At 70.5% G+C, this 20,524-nt stretch carries 17 protein-coding genes and 2 tRNA genes; 9 read left to right on the top strand and 10 right to left on the bottom strand.

Annotated elements, in window-relative coordinates; all coding sequences use genetic code 11:
* The first annotated feature begins 78 nt into the window (after positions 1-78).
* From MA875_RS09025 to MA875_RS09015, 3 genes are all read left to right on the top strand, one after another.
* A tRNA-Thr gene (locus MA875_RS09025) sits at positions 79-154 on the top strand.
* Between the two features lie 60 nt (positions 155-214).
* Positions 215-625 (top strand): hypothetical protein, encoded by a 411-nt coding sequence (locus tag MA875_RS09020; protein WP_248241901.1) that lies wholly within the window; start codon positions 215-217, stop codon positions 623-625.
* 61 nt (positions 626-686) lie between these two features.
* On the top strand, positions 687-1,265 hold the full coding sequence (locus MA875_RS09015; protein WP_248241900.1) for an isochorismatase family protein: 579 nt from the start codon (positions 687-689) through the stop codon (positions 1,263-1,265).
* 1 nt (position 1,266) lies between these two features.
* Here the strand turns inward: MA875_RS09015 and MA875_RS09010 are convergent, their stop codons facing one another.
* From MA875_RS09010 to MA875_RS09000, 3 genes are all read right to left on the bottom strand, one after another.
* A complete protein-coding gene (locus tag MA875_RS09010) occupies positions 1,267-2,865 on the bottom strand; it encodes a serine/threonine-protein kinase (protein WP_248241898.1) in 1,599 nt (532 codons plus the stop codon).
* Between the two features lie 77 nt (positions 2,866-2,942).
* Positions 2,943-3,015, bottom strand: a tRNA-Lys gene (locus tag MA875_RS09005).
* 140 nt (positions 3,016-3,155) lie between these two features.
* Complete coding sequence (locus tag MA875_RS09000) at positions 3,156-3,827, bottom strand: fasciclin domain-containing protein (RefSeq protein ID WP_248241883.1); 672 nt, start codon at positions 3,825-3,827, stop codon at positions 3,156-3,158.
* A 206-nt stretch (positions 3,828-4,033) separates the two neighbouring features.
* Here MA875_RS09000 and sigK point away from each other — a divergent pair, with 206 nt between their 5' ends.
* The 4 genes from sigK (at position 4,034) to MA875_RS08980 (ending at position 7,230) form a co-directional block, all read left to right on the top strand.
* On the top strand, positions 4,034-4,633 hold the full coding sequence (gene sigK, locus MA875_RS08995) for an ECF RNA polymerase sigma factor SigK (protein ID WP_248241881.1): 600 nt from the start codon (positions 4,034-4,036) through the stop codon (positions 4,631-4,633).
* Positions 4,630-5,508 (top strand): anti-sigma factor, encoded by an 879-nt coding sequence (locus tag MA875_RS08990; protein WP_248241879.1) that lies wholly within the window; start codon positions 4,630-4,632, stop codon positions 5,506-5,508. Before sigK ends, MA875_RS08990 begins: the two co-directional genes overlap by 4 nt.
* A gap of 40 nt (positions 5,509-5,548) precedes the next feature.
* A complete protein-coding gene (locus MA875_RS08985; protein WP_248241872.1) occupies positions 5,549-6,187 on the top strand; it encodes a DNA-directed RNA polymerase subunit beta in 639 nt (212 codons plus the stop codon).
* 158 nt (positions 6,188-6,345) lie between these two features.
* A complete protein-coding gene (locus MA875_RS08980) occupies positions 6,346-7,230 on the top strand; it encodes an aminotransferase class IV (RefSeq protein ID WP_248241870.1) in 885 nt (294 codons plus the stop codon).
* A gap of 90 nt (positions 7,231-7,320) precedes the next feature.
* Here MA875_RS08980 and pstB read toward each other — a convergent pair whose 3' ends face one another.
* The 4 genes from pstB to pstS all read right to left on the bottom strand — a co-directional run bounded on the left by pstB (position 7,321) and on the right by pstS (position 11,387).
* Positions 7,321-8,100, bottom strand: coding sequence for a phosphate ABC transporter ATP-binding protein PstB (gene pstB, locus MA875_RS08975; protein ID WP_248241868.1), 780 nt, complete (start codon positions 8,098-8,100; stop codon positions 7,321-7,323).
* 27 nt (positions 8,101-8,127) lie between these two features.
* Positions 8,128-9,237, bottom strand: a complete 1,110-nt coding sequence (gene pstA / locus MA875_RS08970; protein ID WP_248241864.1) for a phosphate ABC transporter permease PstA — start codon at positions 9,235-9,237, stop codon at positions 8,128-8,130.
* Between the two features lies 1 nt (position 9,238).
* Positions 9,239-10,192, bottom strand: coding sequence for a phosphate ABC transporter permease subunit PstC (pstC, locus tag MA875_RS08965; protein WP_248241863.1), 954 nt, complete (start codon positions 10,190-10,192; stop codon positions 9,239-9,241).
* Between the two features lie 88 nt (positions 10,193-10,280).
* Positions 10,281-11,387, bottom strand: coding sequence for a phosphate ABC transporter substrate-binding protein PstS (gene pstS / locus MA875_RS08960; protein WP_248241862.1), 1,107 nt, complete (start codon positions 11,385-11,387; stop codon positions 10,281-10,283).
* 163 nt (positions 11,388-11,550) lie between these two features.
* Here pstS and MA875_RS08955 point away from each other — a divergent pair, with 163 nt between their 5' ends.
* On the top strand, positions 11,551-15,519 hold the full coding sequence (locus MA875_RS08955; RefSeq protein ID WP_248241860.1) for a Pls/PosA family non-ribosomal peptide synthetase: 3,969 nt from the start codon (positions 11,551-11,553) through the stop codon (positions 15,517-15,519).
* Between the two features lie 10 nt (positions 15,520-15,529).
* Positions 15,530-16,816, top strand: coding sequence for a M1 family metallopeptidase (locus MA875_RS17795; protein ID WP_248241859.1), 1,287 nt, complete (start codon positions 15,530-15,532; stop codon positions 16,814-16,816).
* Here the strand turns inward: MA875_RS17795 and MA875_RS08945 are convergent.
* Genes MA875_RS08945 through MA875_RS08935 form a run of 3 tightly spaced genes read right to left on the bottom strand, consistent with a single transcriptional unit; the run spans position 16,774 to position 20,475 of the window.
* A complete protein-coding gene (locus tag MA875_RS08945; protein ID WP_248241856.1) occupies positions 16,774-17,373 on the bottom strand; it encodes a 4'-phosphopantetheinyl transferase family protein in 600 nt (199 codons plus the stop codon). The two genes, MA875_RS17795 and MA875_RS08945, sit on opposite strands and share 43 nt — an antisense overlap.
* 4 nt (positions 17,374-17,377) lie before the next feature.
* Entirely contained in the window at positions 17,378-18,313 is a 936-nt protein-coding gene (locus tag MA875_RS08940; protein ID WP_248241853.1) for an NUDIX hydrolase, read from the bottom strand.
* The gene (locus MA875_RS08935) at positions 18,310-20,475 is read right to left on the bottom strand and encodes an RNA degradosome polyphosphate kinase (protein WP_248241850.1); all 2,166 of its coding nucleotides are present in this window, start codon (positions 20,473-20,475) and stop codon (positions 18,310-18,312) included. Before MA875_RS08935 ends, MA875_RS08940 begins: the two co-directional genes overlap by 4 nt.
* Between the last annotated feature and the right edge of the window lie 49 nt (positions 20,476-20,524).

The following is a 20,524-nucleotide window of genomic DNA, read 5'->3' as shown; positions in this document are numbered from 1 at the left end:
CGACCCGCGGTGGCGCGGTTCGCCCGAGGCCGGGCGAGGCTGTAAGATCGGTGATCGTGCATCGCGCGAGCGACGCGCGCCACCTTAGCTCAGTCGGCAGAGCGATTCACTCGTAATGAATAGGTCAAGGGTTCGATTCCCTTAGGTGGCTCCACTTCCGTGTCCCCCCGACCGCCTGCGTCCTCGACGCCGGCTGCACCCGTAAAATCGCGGGGTGACCACCTCTGCCGACACCGCGGTGAACGCGGTGCTGGAGATCTTCAGCTGGGTGGGTCTCGGTGTCGGCGGACTCGTCCTGCTCGTCGGTGTCATCCTGGCCCTCGCGGACGGCACCTGGGAACCGGTCACCGCGATGATCGACGACGACGAGCACGGCGGGCGGGTCGCCCGGTGGTTCGGCTCGGGTGGCGAGGTCGGTGAAGCGCGCCTCACGCCGGAACAGCTTCACGCGCTCGAGGGACGCGATTCCGCAGACGTCTTCGCCCGGCGGGACGACCCGCGCAGGATGCGATTGACGAAGGGCTCGCCCGTCGTGCGCTTCGTCGCCTGGTTCGGGGTCGGGCTGGTCGGTCTCGGGCTGACCAGCCTCGTGATCTCCTGGGTCCTCCTGTTCGCCGCCGGGTGAGGGGCACCCGCCCGGTAGATCCTGACGTCCATCGGGCGATCGGCCGTCGTAGGCTCGAACCATGACGCGGGCGCTCTTCATCGTCGACCTCCAGAACGACTTCACCGAGCGCGGCGCGCTGGGGGTGACCGGGGGAGACGAGGTCGCGGCGCGGGTGACCGCCTTCCTCGCCGACCACGCCCGTGACTATGCGCTCATCGTCGCGTCGCGCGACTGGCACGACCCCGACAACGACAACGGCGGACACTTCTCCGACACCCCCGACTTCATCGACACCTGGCCGCCGCACTGCGTCGCCGGCTCGTACGGGGCGGAGTACGACGACCTGTTCGACGCGTCGGCGGTGTCCCATCACCTGAAGAAGGGTCAGGGGCGGCCGGCCTACTCGCTCTTCGAGGGGCACGCGGAGGACGGGACCACCGCGGCCGAACTGCTGGATCGGCACGGCATCGTCGACATCGATGTCGCGGGGATCGCGACCGACTACTGCGTGCGCGCCTCCGCCCTGGATGCGCTGGCCGCCGGTCGACATGTGCGCGTGCTGACGGACCTCATCGCGGGCGTGCACCCCGAATCGAGCGCGAAGGCCCTCAGGGAGATCCAGCGCGCGGGAGCGGAGCTGGTGCCGCCGCGGGCGTGAGTCAGCTGCGCGTCGCGGATTCGCGATCGAACGGCGGGGGCGTCAGCCACTCGGGGATGCCGCTTCCGGGTCCGTTCCCGCTCCCCGCACCGGGCGCATCGCCGTCGTCCGGCGGGGTCTCGGTCGGCGTCGGACTGGGTGCGGAGGGCGTCGGCGACGGGCTTCCCGCGCCGCTGCCGCCGCCGCCGCCCCCGGGCGTCACCGGACTGACGCTCGGTCGTGGCGTGGGGGCGGTCTCCGCGGGCCGAGCGCTCGCGGTGGGAGCGGGCTGCGGCTGAGGATCGGTGGGCTGCGCGTCATCCGTCCGCACGTCGGTGTCGGAGGCCGGCACCGAGTCCAGGACGGTGGCGGGAGAGGTGACGTTCTCCTCCGCGCTCTCCTCGGTCGGATCGGGGGCGGGCAGAATCCGGGCGGGTGTGGGTTCGGACACCACAGGGGCCACCGATCCGGCTGTTCCGAAAGCGCCGGACAGGGCGCTCACGACACCGGCGACGAGGAGCGTCGCGACCGCGGCGGCTCCCCACAGGGCGGTCGCGCGGCGCGATCGTCGCGTGCGATCGGTACGAGCGGCGCGGCGGCTCGAACCCGGGTGGACGGCCACGGGCAGCGGGTCGGCTGATGTCGACGGGACCGGCAGCACGGTCGGCATCGTCACGGGGAGTTCGGAGGTGTCCAGGTCCTGCACCCGTGCCCGCTGCTCCCGCGCGACGTCGCCGGAGGGGGCCGGTATCGGCGCGGCCGCAGCAGGCGGCATGGCGATCATCACCCCGGTCGAGGTGAGGGCGGATGCCGCGACGGCGACCTCCAGCGCGGTGGGACGATCCTGGGGGTCGAGCGCGGTCATCGCGACCAGGAGCTCGCGCCATCCGTCGTCGAGGTCCGGCGGGATGTCCGGAGCTGCGGCCAGGCGCGCCACGAGAGCCTCGGCGCCCGTCCCGCGACGATAGGCGCGAAGGCCCGTGAGCGCCTCGATGGTGACGAGGCCCAGCGAGAACACGTCGACCGCGGGGGTGGGGGCATCTCCCCGCACCTGTTCCGGGGCGAGGTAGGCGGCCGTTCCCAGGACGAGGCCGGGGGAGGTGATCCGGGCGCTGTCATGGAGGTAGGCGATGCCGAAATCGGCCAGCTTCGCACGGAACTGCCGCATGGGAAGCGGCGACGGGGAGAGGAGGATGTTGGACGGCTTGATGTCGCGGTGGACGATCCCCGCGGCGTGCACCGTGTGAAGTGCGTCGGCGAGATCCATCGTCAGCGCCGCCGCCGTCGCGGCCGGGAGTGGGCCACCGCTCAGGCACTGCGCCAGGGTGGGTCCTTCGACGTACTCCATGACGAGGAAGTCGCCGTCGCCGCCCGGTGTCTCGTCACCGAGGTGGGCGTCCAGGAGAGTCACGAGCGAGGGATGGCTGAGACCAGCCAGAACACGCATCTCCGACCGGACACGCGGCTGATCGTCGTCGAGCGACCCTCGCATGCGCTTGAGGGCGACCGTCCTGCCGAGGGCGGTGTCCTCCGCCCGGTAGACCCGCGCCATCCCGCCTTCGCCGATGCAGTCGCCGACGCGATAGCGCCCCGCGAGCAAGGGGGGTTCGGCCGACGACATACCCGAAACGGTACGCGGGGGAAACGACCCGGCCGGGGCCCTTGACGGATCGGCCCGACCGTGCAGGGGGGAGGCGGTGGGCCCCGTGGGGCTCGAACCCACGACCCGCGGATTAAAAGTCCGATGCTCTACCGACTGAGCTAGAGGCCCGCGTTTCCAGCCTAACGGTGTCCGACCACGAGGTCGGCACCGCATAACGACGCGACCGCCGGTGCCAACCTCGCCAGGCACCGGCGGTCACGCCGCCCCATTCACCCGGCCGTACCCCAGATACGGCCGGGAGTATCAGGTCACTGAGCCGGCGGCGTCAGGACCGAGTCGATGAGGTAGACCGTGGCGTTCGCGGTGACCACGCCACCGCAGATGACGCTCGCCTGGTTCACCATGAGCTCGTCGCCCGATCCGGTCACCTCCAGGTCCGCACCCTGCACGGTGGTCTGCGTGCCGACGACCTCGTCGGGGCTGAGCTGCCCGGGAACCACGTGGTAGGTGAGGATCGAGGTCAGACCCGCGGTGTCGGTCTTCAGCGACTCGAGAGTCGCCGGGTCGAGCGCCGCGAAGGCGTCGTTGACCGGGGCGAACACGGTGAACTCGTCGCCGTTGAGCGTGTCGACGAGGTCGACCTCGGGGTTGAGCTGGCCGCTGACGGCCTGGACGAGGGTGCTCAGCAGCGGGTTGTTCGATGCGGCGACGGCGACGGGCTCGGTCGACATGCCCTCGATCGAACCGGCGCCGTCGGGCACCTGCTCGGCGTAGGCCTCGCAGCCGGGGCCGACGAGGTTGGCGGCCGGGTCCATGGCCATGTCCTCTTCCATCGCCGGCGACGAGGCTTCGGTCGACGGCTCCATCGAGGGCTCCATGGTGTCTTCCGCGGTGCCGGCGCCGGACGAACAGGCGCTCAGTGCGAGCGTCGCAGCGAAGGCGAGGGAAAGACCGGCGGTGAGACGAGTCTTGCGTGACATTGCGTTCCTCCTGATAGTCGAAGCGGCAACGGCCGCGTCCCCGGTGCAGGGACCCCGCCGGGTTCAGCGGGTACAACGGGTCGTTCGGAACCCCTCCCGGATCGGATGGGACCCGCCGCGATATCCGGATCGGCAAACCGCAGAGCGCCGTACAACGAACAGGTGTTGACCGAGCGCCGGAATCGGGATTCCGAGGGGAGTACGGCATGCTGTTGGATGTGGTGATCGACGGAGCCGACGTGCGCGAGGACGAACCGCACGCCGACCACGTCGGAGATCTCCTCCAGCGGGTCGCCCAGGGCGACCGCGACGCCTTCACCCAGCTGTACGACATGCTGTCGCCGCGGGTGTTCGGGCTGATCCTCCGGGTGCTGGTCGACCGCTCCCAGAGTGAAGAAGTGCTCCAGGAAGTCTTCCTCGAAGTCTGGCAATCCGCTTCCCGCTTCGCCCCGAACAAGGGGCAGGGCAGAACGTGGGTGCTCACGATCGCACATCGCCGCGCGGTCGACCGGGTCAGGTCGTCGCAGTCGAGTTCCGATCGCGACATCCGGGTGGGCTATCGCGACCTCGGGGTCGCTCACGACACGGTCGCCGAGCACGTGGAGTTGCGCCTGGAAGCAGAAAAAGTCAATCGAGCGCTCGAGACCCTGCCGGATGCGCAGCGAGAGGCACTGACCCTCGCCTACTTCGGTGGTTACAGTCAGAGCGAAATCGCGGCGCTCGTGGGTGCGCCGCTCGGAACGATCAAGACCAGGATGCGAGATGGTCTCTCGCGCCTGCGCATGGAGATGGGGGTGACAACGTGAACGAACAGGAATTCGCCGAGCTCGCAGCCGGCTTCGCGCTCGACGCGCTGTCGCCCGATGACGCCCAGGCGTTCGAGCGCGCGCGTCAGGCGCACCCCGAGTGGGCCCACCACGTCGAGGACGCCGCCGAGACCGCCGCCCTCCTGGCCGACATGGCCCCCGCCGTCCCCCCACCGCCGTCGGTGCGCGCCGCGCTCCTGGCGCAGATCTCGGGGGACGCACAGGCCTCGGATGATGTGAGGAGCGATATCGAGATCTCCTCGGCCACGGGCCTGCTGGCGGCTGTGCAGGGCACGGCCGATTCGTCCGTGCAGGATGCCACGGACCCCGCCGCAGAGCGTGCTGGGGACTACGACGACGCCTCGCCGACGGCGCTTCCGGCCACGACCGGTGCGATCGCCGTGGTGCGGCGCCGGTGGACGCGGGGGCTTCTGGCCCTCGCGGCGAGCTTCGTGCTCCTCGTCGCGCTCGGGTTCGGCGTCGCATCGGTGAACGAGTACCTCAACCGCACGCCGGCGCAGGTGGCGCTCGCGGCGATCGAGGCGGCGCCCGACGCGGCGTCGGTGACCGCCGAGGCCACCGACGGCGGTGTCGTGACAGCGCGCTGGTCGCCCTCCCTCGGGCAGGCTGTCGTCGTCACCGACGGGCTGCCTGAACTCACCGATGACCAGGTCTTCGAGCTGTGGGTGCTGCGCGGCGAGGACGTGACCTCCGCGGGCACGTTCGAGCCGGCCCCCGGGGGAGAGACGGTGGCGCTGCTGGAGGGGAGCTTCGAACAGGGCGACACCATCGCGATGTCCGTCGAACCGGCGGGTGGGTCACCCACCGGGCTGCCGACATCCGATCCGCTGGTCGCGATCACGACCGACGCCTGAGACGGCCGCCCGCCGAAGAGACGGGGGTAGCCTGGTGCGGGTGAGCGACGGATCCAGGGAATTCCACAAGCCGGTACGCCGCCCTGCGGAGTTGTTCGACCGGGTGTTCGCCTCGCGCGACCCCGCGGAGGTCTCCCGGGTGGCGCACTCCACCGCCCAGGCATTGCTGACCCGGGTCCGTTCCGAACCCACCGCCGAGATCGTCGACCGCCTGGTGGCGTTCACCGATCACCACGGGATCGATGACATCGCCGAGCTGTGGTCGCACGCGCCGGCGAAGAGCCTGCCGGGGGCCCTCTGGCGCCTGTACCTGCTGCAGCTCATGATCCACGACGACCCGCGCACCGCCGCTCTGCTGTACGAGCGGGGGCGGGTGGAGCTCGCCTCTGCCGACGAGGTCATCGCCGGCGCGCCGACGCCTGCCGGCCCCGACGAGCTCGTCGCGCTCGTCGACACGCTGCTGCGCGGCCTCTTCCAGGGGGACTTCGCCGTCGCACTGGAACGCGCGGCGGCCTTCTGCCGGGTGCAGGCGTCGGGTGCGACGCATCTTGCCGATGACTACGAGACGACCGAACCCGAGCGCACGGCCGCCCTGACGACCAGGGCCCTGCGCCTCACCGATTACGCAGCCGATCTGTCCGCCTGCGCGGGCCTGTGGCGCCGCGACGCGCTCACCTGAAGACGATGGTGCCGGGCCGCAGAACGCCTCTCGGCGCATGGCCGCTCGCAGCGGCAGAAGATGGAGCCCGGGGTTACTGCGGCCCGGCTAGAAGAGTCTAACCGACCTCGCGCGGGGGGTATTCCCGCCGCCACCGCCGCCTGACCTAGGCTCGAGTGATGACCCGGCGCCACGCCCTGCTGATCGACCCCGTCGCATCCGATGACGACCGGAGCGACTTCACCGACACCCTCTCGGCCGTCGATCCGGCCGGACCGGTCCTGAGCCTCGGCGAGCTGAGCGCCCAGCGCGGCGACGGTGTCTTCGAATCCATCGGCGTCGTCGACGGCCACCCGCAGGAGGTCACCGCACACCTGGAGCGACTGGAGCAGTCGGCGCGCCTGTGCGACCTCCCGGCGCCCCACCTCGGTCAGTGGCGGGCGGCGGTGGCCGAGATCGCCTCGCGGTGCCCGGCGGGGGAGTACGTCATCAAGCTCATCCTGAGCCGGGGCATCGACCACGGCGCCGGTCCGACCGCCTGGGTCACGGCGACACCCGCGCCGGACTTCTCGCGTGTGCGCCGAGACGGAGTGCGGGTGGTGACCCTCGACCGCGGTGTCGACAGCGGCGCCTCCGCCCGCGCACCGTGGCTGCTCCTCGGGGCGAAGACCCTGTCGTACGCGGTGAACATGGCCGCGATCCGGGAGGCCGGCCGAAGGGGAGCGGATGACGCCGTCTTCGTCTCCTCCGACGGATTCGTCCTCGAGGCGCCCACCGCGTCGGTGATCCTCCGATTCGGCGATCGGTTCGTCACACCCGAGCCGGCGGCGGGGATCCTCCACGGAACGACGCAGATGAGCCTCTTCGCCCACCTGGCCTCGCGCGGTTTCGAGGTGGGCTACGAGCGCATCCCGGTCGATCGGCTCCGCCGAGCCGACGGTGGGTGGCTGGTGTCCAGCGTGCGGCTCGCGGCGCCGATTGTGGCCGTCGACGGACACGGGATCGCCCTCGACGCGGCTCTGACGGCATCCCTCACGGACTACCTGCTCTCGCCGCGCGAGTGAGTCTGCGGGCTCCCGCCCGTGCGATCTCCCGCCGCGCGGCGGCCCAGCCCCCCAGCAGGGCCGGCCGCGCGGCGGAGGTGTGCGGGGTGCTTACCCGAAGCGGCCCGAGACGTAGTCCTCGGTGGCCTGCACCGAGGGCGTCGTGAAGATGGTCGTGGTGTCGTCGTACTCGATGAGCTTGCCCGGCTTGCCCGTGCCGGCGATGTTGAAGAACGCCGTCTTGTCGGACACCCGCGAGGCCTGCTGCATGTTGTGGGTGACGATGACGACGGTGTACTCGTTCTTCAGCTCGGCGATGAGCTCTTCGATCGCGTAGGTCGAGATCGGGTCGAGCGCGGAGCAGGGCTCGTCCATCAGGAGCACCTGGGGCGACACGGCGATGGCGCGGGCGATGCACAGGCGCTGCTGCTGGCCGCCGGAGAGGCTCGAGCCGGGACGGTCGAGGCGATCCTTGACCTCGTTCCACAGGTTCGCGCCCTTCAGCGACTTCTCCACGAGGCCGTCGGCGTCCGACTTCGACAGGCGCTTGTTGTTCAGCTTCACCCCGGCGAGGACGTTGTCGCGGATCGACATGGTCGGGAAGGGGTTCGGGCGCTGGAAGACCATGCCGATCTGACGGCGCACCAGCACCGGGTCGACGTTGGAGCCGTACAGGTTGTCGCCGTCCAGCAGCACATCGCCCTCGACCCGGGCGCCGGGGATGACCTCGTGCATGCGGTTGAGCGTCCGCAGGAACGTCGACTTGCCGCAGCCGGACGGACCGATGAATGCGGTGACGCTGCGCGGCTCGATGTTGAGGGAGACGCCTTCGACGGCGAGGAAGTCGCCGTAGTAGACGTTCAGGTCGTTGACTTCGATGCTCTTGGACACGATTCCTCTGATTCGGGTGGAGAAGGGTCAGCGGCCCTTGGAGGGCGCGTAGAAGTTGGCGATGACGCGCGCGATGATGTTCAGCGCCATCACGATCAGGATGAGCACCAGCGCGGCGGCCCAGGCGCGGTTGATGTACGCCTCGGCGGGGATCCCCTGGTTCATGAACTGCGTGTACGTGAACACCGGCAGGGTCATCATCCGGCCCTCGAACAGGTTGTAGTTCATGCTCGTGGTGAAGCCGGCGGTGATGAGGAGGGGCGCGGTCTCGCCGATGACGCGGGCGATGGAGAGCATGACGCCGGTGACGATGCCGCCGATGGCGGTGGGGAGCACCACCTTCAGGATGGTCAGCCACTTCGGCACGCCGAGGGCGAGCGACGCCTCGCGCAGCTCGTTCGGAACGAGCCGCAGCATCTCCTCGCAGGAGCGGACGACCACGGGGATCATGAGCACCGACAGGGCGATGGCGCCCATGATGCCGAGCCGGACGCCCTGTCCGAAGAAGATCGCGAAGAGCGCGTAGGCGAACAGGCCCGCGACGATCGAGGGGATGCCGGTCATCACGTCGACGAGGAACGTGATGCCGCGCGCGATCCGCTTGCCGTCGCCGTACTCGACGAGGTAGATCGCGGTAAAGATGCCGATCGGGATGGAGATGATCGCGGCGGCGCCGGTGATCAAGAGCGTCCCGACGATGGCATGCAGGGCTCCGCCGCCCTCGCCGACGACGTTGCGCATCGACGAGGTGAAGAACTCCGCCGAGATGCCCGCGATGCCGTTGGTGATGGCGGTGAAGGCGAGCGAGACCAGCGGAACCATGGCGATGGCGAAAGCCGTCGTCACCACCCCGGTCACGAGGCGGTCGGCGGCCTTCCGCCGTCCCTCGATGAAACCGGACACGACGGTGATCAGGACCAGGTAGGCGAGGGCGGCGACCACCGCGAAGCCGGCGATGTTGAAGCTTCCCTCGGGGGTGAGGGCCAGGATCCCGAACAGCACCAGGCTGAGCAGGATGCTGGCGCCGAGGATCGTCCAGGGCGCCCACTTCGGAAGACGCCCGGTGGTGATGCGCTGGTCGACGGCGACCTGGGGTGCCGACGGGGTCTCGGTGGGGGGAGCAGAGGTGAGTGCCATGTCAGTTCGCTCCCGAGAATTCCTTGCGCCGGCTGACGATCCAGCGGGCGAGCGCGTTGACGGCGAAGGTGACGATGAAGAGGATGAGGCCCGTCGCGATGAGGACGTTGACATTCACGCCATAGGCCTCCGGGAAGGTCAGCGCGATGTTCGCCGGGATCGTGCTGGGATTCTCGGAGGTGAAGAGTCGGAAGGTCACCACGCCGGTGGCCGAGAGCACCATGGCGACGGCCATCGTCTCGCCGAGAGCGCGGCCGAGACCCAGCATCGAGGCCGAGACGATGCCGGAGCGGCCGAAGGGGAAGACGGCCATCCGAACCATCTCCCAGCGCGTCGCGCCGAGGGCGAGGGCGGCCTCTTCGTGGAGGACCGGCGTCTGCAGGAAGATCTCGCGGCAGATGGCGGTGATGATCGGGGTGACCATGACCGCCAGCACCATCGCGGCGGTGAAGATCGTGCGGCCGGTCCCCGAGACGGGGCCGGCGAAGAGGGGGAACCACCCGGCGTTGTCGACGAGCCAGGTGTAAACGGGCTGCACGGCGGGTGCGAGGACCAGGATTCCCCAGAGGCCGAAGACGACGGAGGGCACGGCCGCCAGGAGGTCGACGATGTAGCCGAGGGTCTGGGCCAGACGGCGCGGGGCGTAGTGGGAGATGAACAGGGCGACGGCGACCGAGAGCGGCACCGCCATGACCAGCGCGAGGATGGAGGCCCACAGGGTGCCGAAGGCGAGGGGCCAGACGTAGGACCAGAACGTCGAGGTCAGGATCGAGGCGTTCTCGCTCGTGGCGGTGAGGCCGGGGATCGACTGGACGATGAGGAAGATCGCGACCGCGGCGAGGGTCACGAGGATCATCGAACCGGCGAAGAGGGCGGTGCCCGAGAACCAGCGGTCGCCGGGCCGCTGCTTCGGCTTCGCGCGGTCTTCGACCGGCGGGGGAGCCAGAGTGGTCATCTCATCCTGTTCTCGGGGTGGGGTGCAGATCTCTCGCAGGGGAGAGGAATGGTGTCCGACCCGCCGCAGCGGGTCGGACACCATCGTGTCACTCGGTGACGATGAGGTCGATCGCGCCCTGCATCGCCTCGCGCTGCGCGTCGGAGACGGGGGCCGAGCCGGCGGCTTCGGCTGCCGCGTCCTGTCCCTCGGGGCTGATGGCGTACTCGAGGAAGCCCTTCACGAGCGCCGCCTGAGCCGGGTCTGCGTACTCCTCGCAGGCGATGCTGTACGCCACGAGCACGATCGGGTAGGCAGCCTCGTCAGGCGTGCGGTCGATGGCCACGGCGAGGTCACCCTCGGTACGACCCTCTTCGCGCGGGGACGCGTCGACGATGGCGGCCGCAGCTTCCGGCGAGAAGGCGACGAACTCCTCACCGACCTGGACCGACACCTGACCGAAGCCTTCGGCGCGCGACGCATCGGCATAGCCGATGGTGCCGACGCCGCCCTCGACCGCCGCCACGACACCCGAGGTGCCCTGAGCGGCCTCGCCGGACTGCAGCGGCCACACGCCGTCGGGCTCGTAGGTCCAGACATCGGGCGCTGCCTGGTACAGGTAGTCGGTGAAGTTCTCGGTGGTACCCGAGTCGTCGGCGCGGTGCACCGGCGTGATCGCCTGGTCGGGCAGCTCGACGCCCTCATTGGTCGCCGCGATCGCCGGGTCGTTCCAGTTGGTGATCTCGCCGGCGAAGATGCCCGCGATCGTTGCGGCGTCCAGGTTCAGCGCGTCCACGCCCTCGAGGTTGAAGATCACCGCGATGGGCGAGATGTAGGCGGGGAGCTGGATGATGTCCGTACCTTCGACACACCCATCGAAGGGGCCCTCGGCGATCTCGTCGGCCGTGAAGGCGCGGTCCGATCCTGCGAAGGCCACTGCGCCGGCCTGGAACGAGTCGCGCCCCGCGCCCGAGCCGGAGGGGTCGTAGCTGACGGTCACGTCGGGGTTCGCAGTCTGGAAGCCCGCGCCCCACGTCTGAACGGCGACCTCCTGAGCGGAGGAACCGGCACCGACGAGCTCGCCCGAGAGGGTTGACTCGGGGGCGTCGGAGCTGTCGCCACCGGAGGTGGTGCCCTCGTTGGCGGCGCAGGCGGTGAGCGTGAGCGCCGCGACGGCCGCGACGGCGCCCAGCTGAGCAATGCGAGAGATCTTCACTGTGTGAATCCTTCGGGTTGGGGAATGGATGCCCGGTGCAGGGTCCGGAAGGCACGCTAAGCATCGACTCTTAAGAGAGTGCGCTGAGACGGTGAACGGCAGGTGAACGGGGCATCCCCGTCGCGCGACGGATCCGCTACCTCGACTCGATACCATCCGAGGCATGTCCGCGCCTGCGTCCGATCCGCTCCCAGCCTCCGAGGCACACGACCGCGGCCAGTCAGGGCTCGATCGCGCTGCGGCCGCCGCACCACCGCGCACCCTGTGGGACATCGTGCGCGACACCGCCTCGCGCCACCCCGAGGCGTCGGCCCTCGATGACGGTTCGGCTCCGCTCAGCTACCGTGAGACGGTGCGCGCCGCGGGTCGCCTGGCTCTCCGCCTTCGCGCGGAGGGTGTCGTCCGAGGCGACCGGATCGGGGTGCGGATCGCCTCGGGCTCGAAGGACCTCTACCTGGCGATCCTCGGCATCCTCGCCGCGGGCGCGGCGTATGTGCCGGTCGACGCCGATGACCCCGACGAACGAGCGCGTCTGGTCTTCGGTGAGGCAGGCGTTGCGGGCATCCTCACCGACGGCCTCGTCTTCGTCGGCGGCGGTGCCGCGGCATCCGGCCTGGCATCCGATGTCGCGAAGGACGCTGTCCCGTCCACCGACACGGCGGCCCTGGCGGCGCTCACCCCGCCGACGCCCGACGACGACGCGTGGATCATCTTCACCTCCGGGTCGACCGGCGTGCCGAAGGGAGTCGCGGTGACTCACCGGTCGGCCGCGGCCTTCGTCGACGCCGAAGCCCGACTCTTCCTCCAGGGGGCACCTCTCGGGCCGGAGGACCGGGTGCTGGCGGGGCTGTCGGTCGCCTTCGACGCGTCGTGCGAGGAGATGTGGCTCGCCTGGCGGCACGGGGCCTGCCTCGTACCCGCGCCACGCGCGCTGGTGCGGTCGGGGGAGGACCTCGCTCCGTGGCTCATCCGCCAGGGGATCACGGTGGTCTCGACCGTGCCGACCCTCGCGGCCATGTGGCCGCAGGACGCACTGGAGAGCGTGCGGCTGCTGATCTTCGGCGGAGAGGCGTGCCCGCCCGAGCTCGCTGCGCGTCTGTCGGTGGAGGGGCGCGAGGTGTGGAACACCTACGGGCCCACGGAGGCGACCGTCGTGGCCTGCGCTGCACCGCTCGGGGGCGCCGGCCCCGTGCGGATCGGCCTCCCGCTCGATGGATGGGCGCTCGCCGTGGTCGACGCCGACGGCGTGAGGGTCGCACCGGGGGAGATCGGGGAGCTGATCATCGGCGGCGTCGGCCTCGCCCGGTATCTCGACCCGGCCAAGGACGCCGAGAAGTACGCGCCGTTTCCGCAGCTGGGGTGGGAGCGGGCGTACCGTTCGGGCGACCTCGTGCGGTACGACCCGGAGGGACTGGTGTTCGTCGGTCGCGCTGACGATCAGGTCAAGGTCGGCGGCCGCCGCATTGAGCTCGGCGAGGTCGAATCCGCCCTGCAGGACATCCCGGGTGTCGCGGCGGCGGCCGCTGCCGTCCGAACGAGCGATGCCGGAGTGCCCCTCCTCGTCGGCTACCTCGTCGCCCCCGAGGATCTCGATCGAGGCGCGGCGCGCGCCTTCCTCGCCGAACGTCTGCCGGCGGCGCTCGTGCCGCTTCTCGCCGTGGTCGAGGACCTGCCCGTCCGCACGTCGGGAAAGGTCGATCGTGCGGCGCTGCCCTGGCCGCTCCCGGGCGTCGAGCTCGATGTCAGCGGCCTCAGTCCCGACGAGGCCTGGCTCGCCACGCAGTGGCAGGCGGTGCTCGGGATGCCGGTGGCCGACCGGGAGGCGGACTTCTTCGACCTGGGCGGCGGGTCGCTCGCCGCCGCGCAGCTGGTCTCTCGTCTTCGGGTGCGGGTGCCCGAGTTCTCCGTCGCCGACATCTACGACGTGCCGCGGCTCGCGGCGATGGCGCGCGCGGTGAGCGCGGTCGCCGAGGACACCCGCACCGACTTCCACCGCCCGGTGCCGACACCGCGCCGCACGCAGTGGGCGCAGACGCTGCTGGCGGCTCCGCTGTTCGTGCTCAGCGGCATCCGGTGGCTGCTGTACCTCCTCACCGCCTCGACGATCCTGCAGGCGCTGCCGGGTTTCGAGGTGCTGCCGGCCGCACCCTGGCCGGTGGTCCTCACCGGGCTGCTGGTCTTCGCCACACCGTTCGGCCGCATGGCGATCTCCGCGGGGGCGGCGCGACTGCTGCTCGCCGGGGTGAAGCCCGGTGACTACCCTCGCGGCGGCGCCGTGCACCTGCGGTTGTGGCTCGCCGAGCAGATCGCCGACCAGGTCGATGCGGTCGGGCTCGCCGGCGCCCCATGGGTGGTCTACTACGCCCGCGCCCTCGGCGCGAAGGTGGGTCGCGGGGTCGACCTGCACACCCTCCCGCCGATCACCGGCATGCTCGAGGTGGGCGACGGGGCCGCGATCGAACCCGAGGTCGATCTGACGGGCACCTGGATCGACGGCGACGTCGTGCGCATCGGTCGCGTGCGGATCGGCGCGGACGCCGCCGTGGGCGCGCGGTCTACCCTCGCGCCGGGCACGCGCATCGGGCAGCGCGCGGAGATCGCCCCGGGGTCGGCGGTCTTCGGACGGGTGAAGGCAGACCAGTCGTGGGCGGGATCGCCGGCCGTCCGTGTCGGCGAGGTCGCGTCGGGGTGGCCGGCCGACCGAGCCCCCGCGCCGACCCGATGGCTATGGGCGTACGCCGCGTCATCCGTACTGCTCGCACTTCTGCCGATCGCCTCGTTCTCTGCGGGAGGGGCGGTCGTCGCAGCGGGGATCCGAGGGGCGGATGACCTCGCCACCGCCTTTCTCGGCGCGCTCGCGCTGCTCGTCCCGGGAGTCCTCGTCGCCGGGGTGGTTTTCTCGCTCACCGTGGTCATCGCGGTCCGACTGCTGTCCATCGGACTCGCCGAGGGGACCTTCCCGGTCCGCAGCCCGAACGGATGGCGCGCCTGGACCATCGAGCGACTGCTCGACTCCGCACGCACCGTCCTCTTTCCGCTCTATTCGAGCCTGTTCACTCCGTTGTGGCTGCGCCTGCTGGGCGCGGAGGTCGGGAAGGACGTCGAGGCGTCGACCGTGCTCCTCCTGCCGTCGATGACCCGCATCGAAGACGGGGCCTTCCTCGCCGACGACACAATGGTCGCCTCCTACGAGCTTCGCCGCGGGTGGGTGCGGATCGGTGCGGTCCGCATCGGAAAGCGCGCGTTCCTCGGGAACTCCGGCATGGCAGCGCCTGGCCACCGCGTCCCGCGCGATGGCCTGGTCGCCGTGCTCTCCTCCGCGCCGCGGAAGGCGAAGGCGGGGTCGTCCTGGCTCGGCTCGCCGGCGGTGCGCTTGCGTCGCGTCACCGCCGACGGCGACGACGCGCGCACCTACCACCCGCCCGCCCGGCTGCGCGTCGCGCGGACGCTCTGGGAACTCTGTCGTTTCCTGCCCGTCGTCGTCACCTGTGGGATCGGACTCGGAGTGCTCTTCTCCCTCGCCGCGCTGTTGCAAGGGGCGGGACCGCTCGTCGCCCTTCTGCTCTCGGGTGTCGTACTCCTGGCAGCGGGCGCCGTCGCCGCGCTGGTGAGCACGGCGGCGAAGTGGCTCATCGTCGGACCGATCCGCGCCGGCGAATCGCCGCTGTGGTCGAGTTTCGTCTGGCGCACCGAGGTGTCGGACACCTTCACCGAGATGGTTGCTGCGCCCTGGTTCGCGCGGGCAGCCGCCGGCACGCCCGCGCTGGCGGTGTGGCTGCGCACTCTGGGAGCCCGGATCGGACGGGGCGTCTGGTGCGACAGCTACTGGCTGCCTGAACCCGATCTGGTGACGCTGGGCGACGGCAGCACGGTGAACCGGGGCTGCGTCGTCCAGACCCACCTGTTCCATGATCGAATCATGAGTATGGACACCGTCACGCTCGAACCCGGGGCCACGCTCGGACCGCACAGCGTCATCCTGCCCGGCGCGGTCATCGGCTCGCACGCGACCGTGGGGCCGGCGTCGCTGGTCATGCGCGGCGAAGCGGTCCCCGTCGGCACGCGCTGGAGCGGCAATCCCATCGGCCCGTGGCGCGCGGTGAAGGTGCGCGCCTACCAGGCGACCTCGTGACGTCCGCCTCGTGACCCCGGTCTCGGCGTACACCCCCGACAGCGGGGACCCCACGTTCGACGTCGAGTCGTACGACCTCGATCTCACCTATCGCGTGCGCACCAACCGTCTCGAGGGTCGGGCGCTGCTGAACGCCGTCGCCGCGCTGCCGACCGACCGGGTGCGCCTGGATCTCGTCGGCCTGCGCGCTGCCACCGTGCGCGTGGACGGTGACGCGGTGGCCTTCCGGCAGGACGCCCGTGCCCTCCATCTCACTCTCCCGACGCCGCTGGCGCCGGGGGAGCGATTCTCGATGGATGTCTCCTACGCCGGCTCCCCGAGGCCGCGGCGCAGTCGCTGGGGGACGCTCGGCTGGGAGGAGCTCGCCGACGGCGCGCTCGTCGCCGCTCAGCCGATCGGCGCTCCGACCTGGTTCCCCTGCAACGACCGACCCGATGACCGTGCGACCTACCGGGTGACCCTGGCCTCGGAATCGCCGTACCGTCCGCTTGCGACGGGGGTGCCAGTCGCCGAGGGTCGTCGGGGCCGGCTGGTGTCGCGCACCTTCGAGCTGAGCGCCCCGACGCCCACCTACCTGGTCGCCGCGCACGTCGGCCGCTTCGATACGACCCGGATCGAGATCCCCGGGGTGGCGGCCGAGCTGGTCCACCCGCCGCATCTCGCCGGCAGCGCCGCGCGGGCGTTCGCGCCGCTCCCGCGCATGATCGCCGTCTTCGAGGACGTGTTCGGCCCGTATCCGCAGGAGCGCTGCACGATGGTCGTCACCTCCGACGTGCTGGAGATCCCGCTCGAGGCGCAGGGGATGGCCCTGTTCGGCGCCAATCATCTCGATCTCTCCTTCGAGCGGCTCATCGCACACGAAGTGGCGCACCAGTGGGTGGGCAACAGCGTGGGGCTCCACGACTGGAGCGACATCTGGCTGAATGAGGGTTTCGCCTGCTACGCCGAATGGCTCTGGTCGGAGCGCTCGGGCGGGTCGACGGCCGATGCCCACGCCGCCGTGCACTGGGCGCGCGTGGCGGCGGAGCCGGCGGATCTCATCCTGTCCGACCCGGGACCGGTGGCGATGTTCGACGACCGCGTCTACAAGCGCGGGGCGCTCACGCTGCACGCCCTGCGGCGCACCGTGGGCGACGAGGCGTTCTTCGCTTTCCTCCGGCGCTGGACCACCGCGCACCGGCATCAGCTCGTGGGCAGCGACGACCTCCGGCTCGCCGTGTCGGAGTCCTTCGGTGAACGGGAATCGGCGCTGCTTCACCGCTGGATCGACACCGCCGCGCTTCCGCCGCTGCCGTGACGGACGATTGCGGCGCTGACGACGAGCTCCGCCGGTGCCGCGACATCCCACCCCTCGACAAGATCCTCCCGTTCAGGGAGGGCAGCGCTCCAGCGCCCGTCCGGGCGTTCGCGCACGGAGACGGCCGCGGGGTCGACGGTGAGGCCTCGCCCGTCCGCTTTCAGCGCGGCCTCGATCCGTGTCCACCCCCGCACGGTCCCCCGCGCACCGGGCCCGGGGATCCCGCCCCATCCCGCAGCGTCGCGCACCGGGTCGGTGCGCATCTCGGCATCGATCCCGAATCCCCGGAGTCCCGGCGCGAACACGACGGCGGCGACGGCGAATCGTCCGGCGTAGGCCACCGAACCGCGCAGGCGCGTCCCGGCCATGACGACCGGTCCGTGCGGACCGCCGCAGCGCGGGCAGGGGTTTCGCAGGCGAAGGTCCGTGGGGTTTCCGGCGAGATCCGCCAGCAGCGACCATGCGACCTCACGCCGCGGCATCCCGTCGGGAACGCCTGCCCAGGCGATGGCGAACCCGGGCGGACGCCACGGCGCGGCACTCAGCGCGCCGGACACGTGCTCACAGCGCGGGCGTGAACGTCTCGATGGACAGCACGCCGGACCCCGGCGCGTCGGCGGAGACGTGGAGGACGGAGTAGCCGGCAGGCTCGAGCGCGGGCGTCTTGGCCAGCATTCCCGGAAGCGTCCCGGTCGCGAGCACCACTTCGCTGAGGATCGTGGGGAGCACCGGTCGGTGACTGACGAGCACGACGGGCTTGCGGCTGCGCACCCGCTCGCCGATCACGCGGCGGACGTCGGCCGTGCCGTCACCCCAGGCGTCCTCGCTGATGTTGCGGCAGAACTCCACCTTCCGACCGGCAGCGGCGGCGAAGGGGGCGACGGTCTTCACGCAGCGCACGGCCGGGCTCGAGAGCACCTGCCGCACCCCGAAAGCCTGAAGCTGACCCACGAGCGCCGACGCCTGTCTCTTGCCGCGGACCGTGAGGGGTCGGTCGCTGTCCGTGCCGTCCCAGTCCTCCCGCGCCAGGGCCTTGCCGTGGCGGAGCACGACGACGGGGAAGGTCCGCGGCGGGTCGCCTTCGCGGAGGGCGAGGAACCGCTCGAGGATGTCGATGTCGACGGGGTAGCTGAGAAGCTTCAGGGCCTTCTTGGGCGACCGCCACTCCAGGGCCGCGATCTCGCGGTTGGGAACGAACGAGGAGGTGCGGATGGCGGTCTCGGTCGCCTCCGCCGCCCAGTAGTGCACCACCTTCTCGCGCTTGCTGGGCAGGTGGTAGCGCGAGACGCCGACCGGGGCGCCCAGGCTCACCTTGATCCCGGTCTCCTCGTGGATCTCGCGCGCCGCGGTCTCAGGGAGGGTCTCGCCCGGGTCGACCTTGCCCTTGGGGAGGGTGATGTCGCGATACTTCGTGCGGTGGATGAGGAGGATGCGCAGCTTCCCCTCCACGACCCGCCAGACGACCCCGCCTGCGGCGTAGACGGTGTCGGCCGTCATCGCACCGCCCGTGCGCGCCGGCGGCGCTGCACATTGGTCATCGTGCGGTCCTGCAGGTCGGCCATGGCCTTGCCGTTCTCGTCGACGCTGTGCCGGGTCCACTCCCCGTCAGGACCCAACCACCACGAACTCGTCCCGTCGTTCATGGCGAGGTCGAACAGATCCGAGAGCTCCTTGAGGTGCTGCTCGGCGGTGACCCGCACGAGCGCCTCGACGCGACGGTCGAGGTTGCGGTGCATCATGTCGGCGCTGCCGATGAAGACCTGCGGGTCGCCGTCGTGGGCGAAGGAGAAGATCCGCGAGTGCTCGAGATACCGACCCAGGATGCTGCGGACGGTGATGTTCTCGCTCATCCCGGCCACCCCGGGCTTGAGGGAGCAGATCCCGCGCACCCAGATCTCGACGGGCACCCCGGCCTGGCTCGCCCGGTACAGCGCGTCGATGATCTGCTCGTCGACCATCGAGTTGACCTTGATCCGGATGCGCGCGGGCTTGCCCGCGAGCGCATTCCGGCGCTCGCGGTCGATCAGGCGCAGCAGTCCCTTCCGCAGGTGGAGCGGAGCGACGAGGAGGCGCTTGAACTTCTTCTCGATCGCGTACCCCGAGAGCTCGTTGAACAGGCGCGTGAGGTCGCGGCCGACCTGGTCGTTCGCGGTGAAGAGGCCGAAGTCCTCGTAGATGCGGCTGGTCTTGGGGTTGTAGTTGCCGGTCCCGACGTGGGAGTAGGAGCGCAGCACCCCGTCCTCCTCGCGGATGACGTGCGCGAGCTTGCAGTGCGTCTTCAGCCCCACGAGCCCGTAGACGACGTGGACGCCGGCCTTCTCGAGCTTTCGCGCCCAGACGATGTTCGCGGCCTCGTCGAACCGCGCCTTGACCTCGACCAGGGCCAGCACCTGCTTGCCTGCCTCGGCGGCGTCGATGAGGGCCTGGACGATCGGGCTGTCGCCGGAGGTGCGGTAGAGCGTCTGCTTGATGGCCAGGACGTGGGGGTCTTTGGCAGCCTGCTCGAGGAACGCCTGCACGCTCGTGGCGAAGGACTCGTACGGGTGGTGGACCAGGACGTCGGCCTTGCGGATCGCGGCGAAGATATCGGCGCGCTCGTTGTTGTCACCGGGCTGGAACGCGACAGCGGTGGTGGGGAGGTGGGGCTTGTAGTGCAGCTCCGGGCGGTCGATCCGCGACAGGTCGAACAGGCCCCGCAGATCCAGGGGCCCGGGGAGGCGGTAGACCTCCTGCGCGGTGATGTCGAGTTCGCTGAGGAGGAGGTCCAGCGTCAGGTCGTCCATGTCCTCGGTGACCTCGAGGCGGATCGGGGGACCGAACCGGCGCCGCAGGAGCTCCGCTTCGAGGGCCTGGATGAGGTTCTCGGTCTCATCCTCCTCGATCGTCATGTCCTCGTTGCGCGTGAGGCGGAAGGCGTGGTGGTCGAGGATCTCCATGCCTGGGAACAGATCGTCGAGGTTGTGCGCGATCAGGTCCTCGAGAGGGAGATAGCGCACGCGCTCGCCGTCGCGGGCGACCTCGACGAACCGGGGCAGCATCGGCGGCACCTTCAGCCGAGCGAACTCCTGGCGGCCGGTGCGGGCGTTGCGGATGCGGATGGCGAGATTCAGCGACAGGCCGGAGATGTAGGGGAACGGGTGGGCCGGGTCGACGGCGAGGGGCATCAGGACGGGGAAGACCTGCGCCTGGAAGTAGTCGTACAGGGCGGTGCGCTCGTCGTCGCCGAGATCGTCGTAGGAGAGGATCTCGATCCCCTTCTCCGCCAGCCCCGGCCGCACCAGGCTCGTCCAGGCGTCGGCGTGCCGGAGCTGGAGCGCGTGCGCCGCGGAGGAGATGTCGGCGAGCACCTCCTGCGGCGCGCGGCCGACGTTGGTGGGGACGGCGAGTCCGGTGAGGATGCGGCGCTTGAGCCCCGCCACCCGGACCATGAAGAACTCGTCGAGGTTGCTCGCGAAGATGGCCAGGAAATTCGCCCGCTCGAGCACCGGGAGCGTGGGGTCCTCGGCCAGCTCGAGGACGCGCTGATTGAAAGCCAGCCAGCTCAGCTCGCGGTCGAGGTAGCGATCGTCGGGGAGCTCGGAGTCGAACGCCTCGGGAACGTCGAAGTCGTCGTCATCCGCGTCGCCGAGGCCGGCGTCGAGCACGTCGTGTTCGATCATCCCCACATCATTGCAGGGTGAGGTGTCGGACGCGTGAACAGTCCCGCAT

This window comes from Microbacterium kunmingense (genome assembly GCF_023155745.1).
GTDB classification, from domain to species: domain Bacteria; phylum Actinomycetota; class Actinomycetes; order Actinomycetales; family Microbacteriaceae; genus Microbacterium; species Microbacterium kunmingense.
Note: the sequence above shows the minus strand (reverse complement) of the source record. Positions and strands in the feature narration are given on the sequence as shown.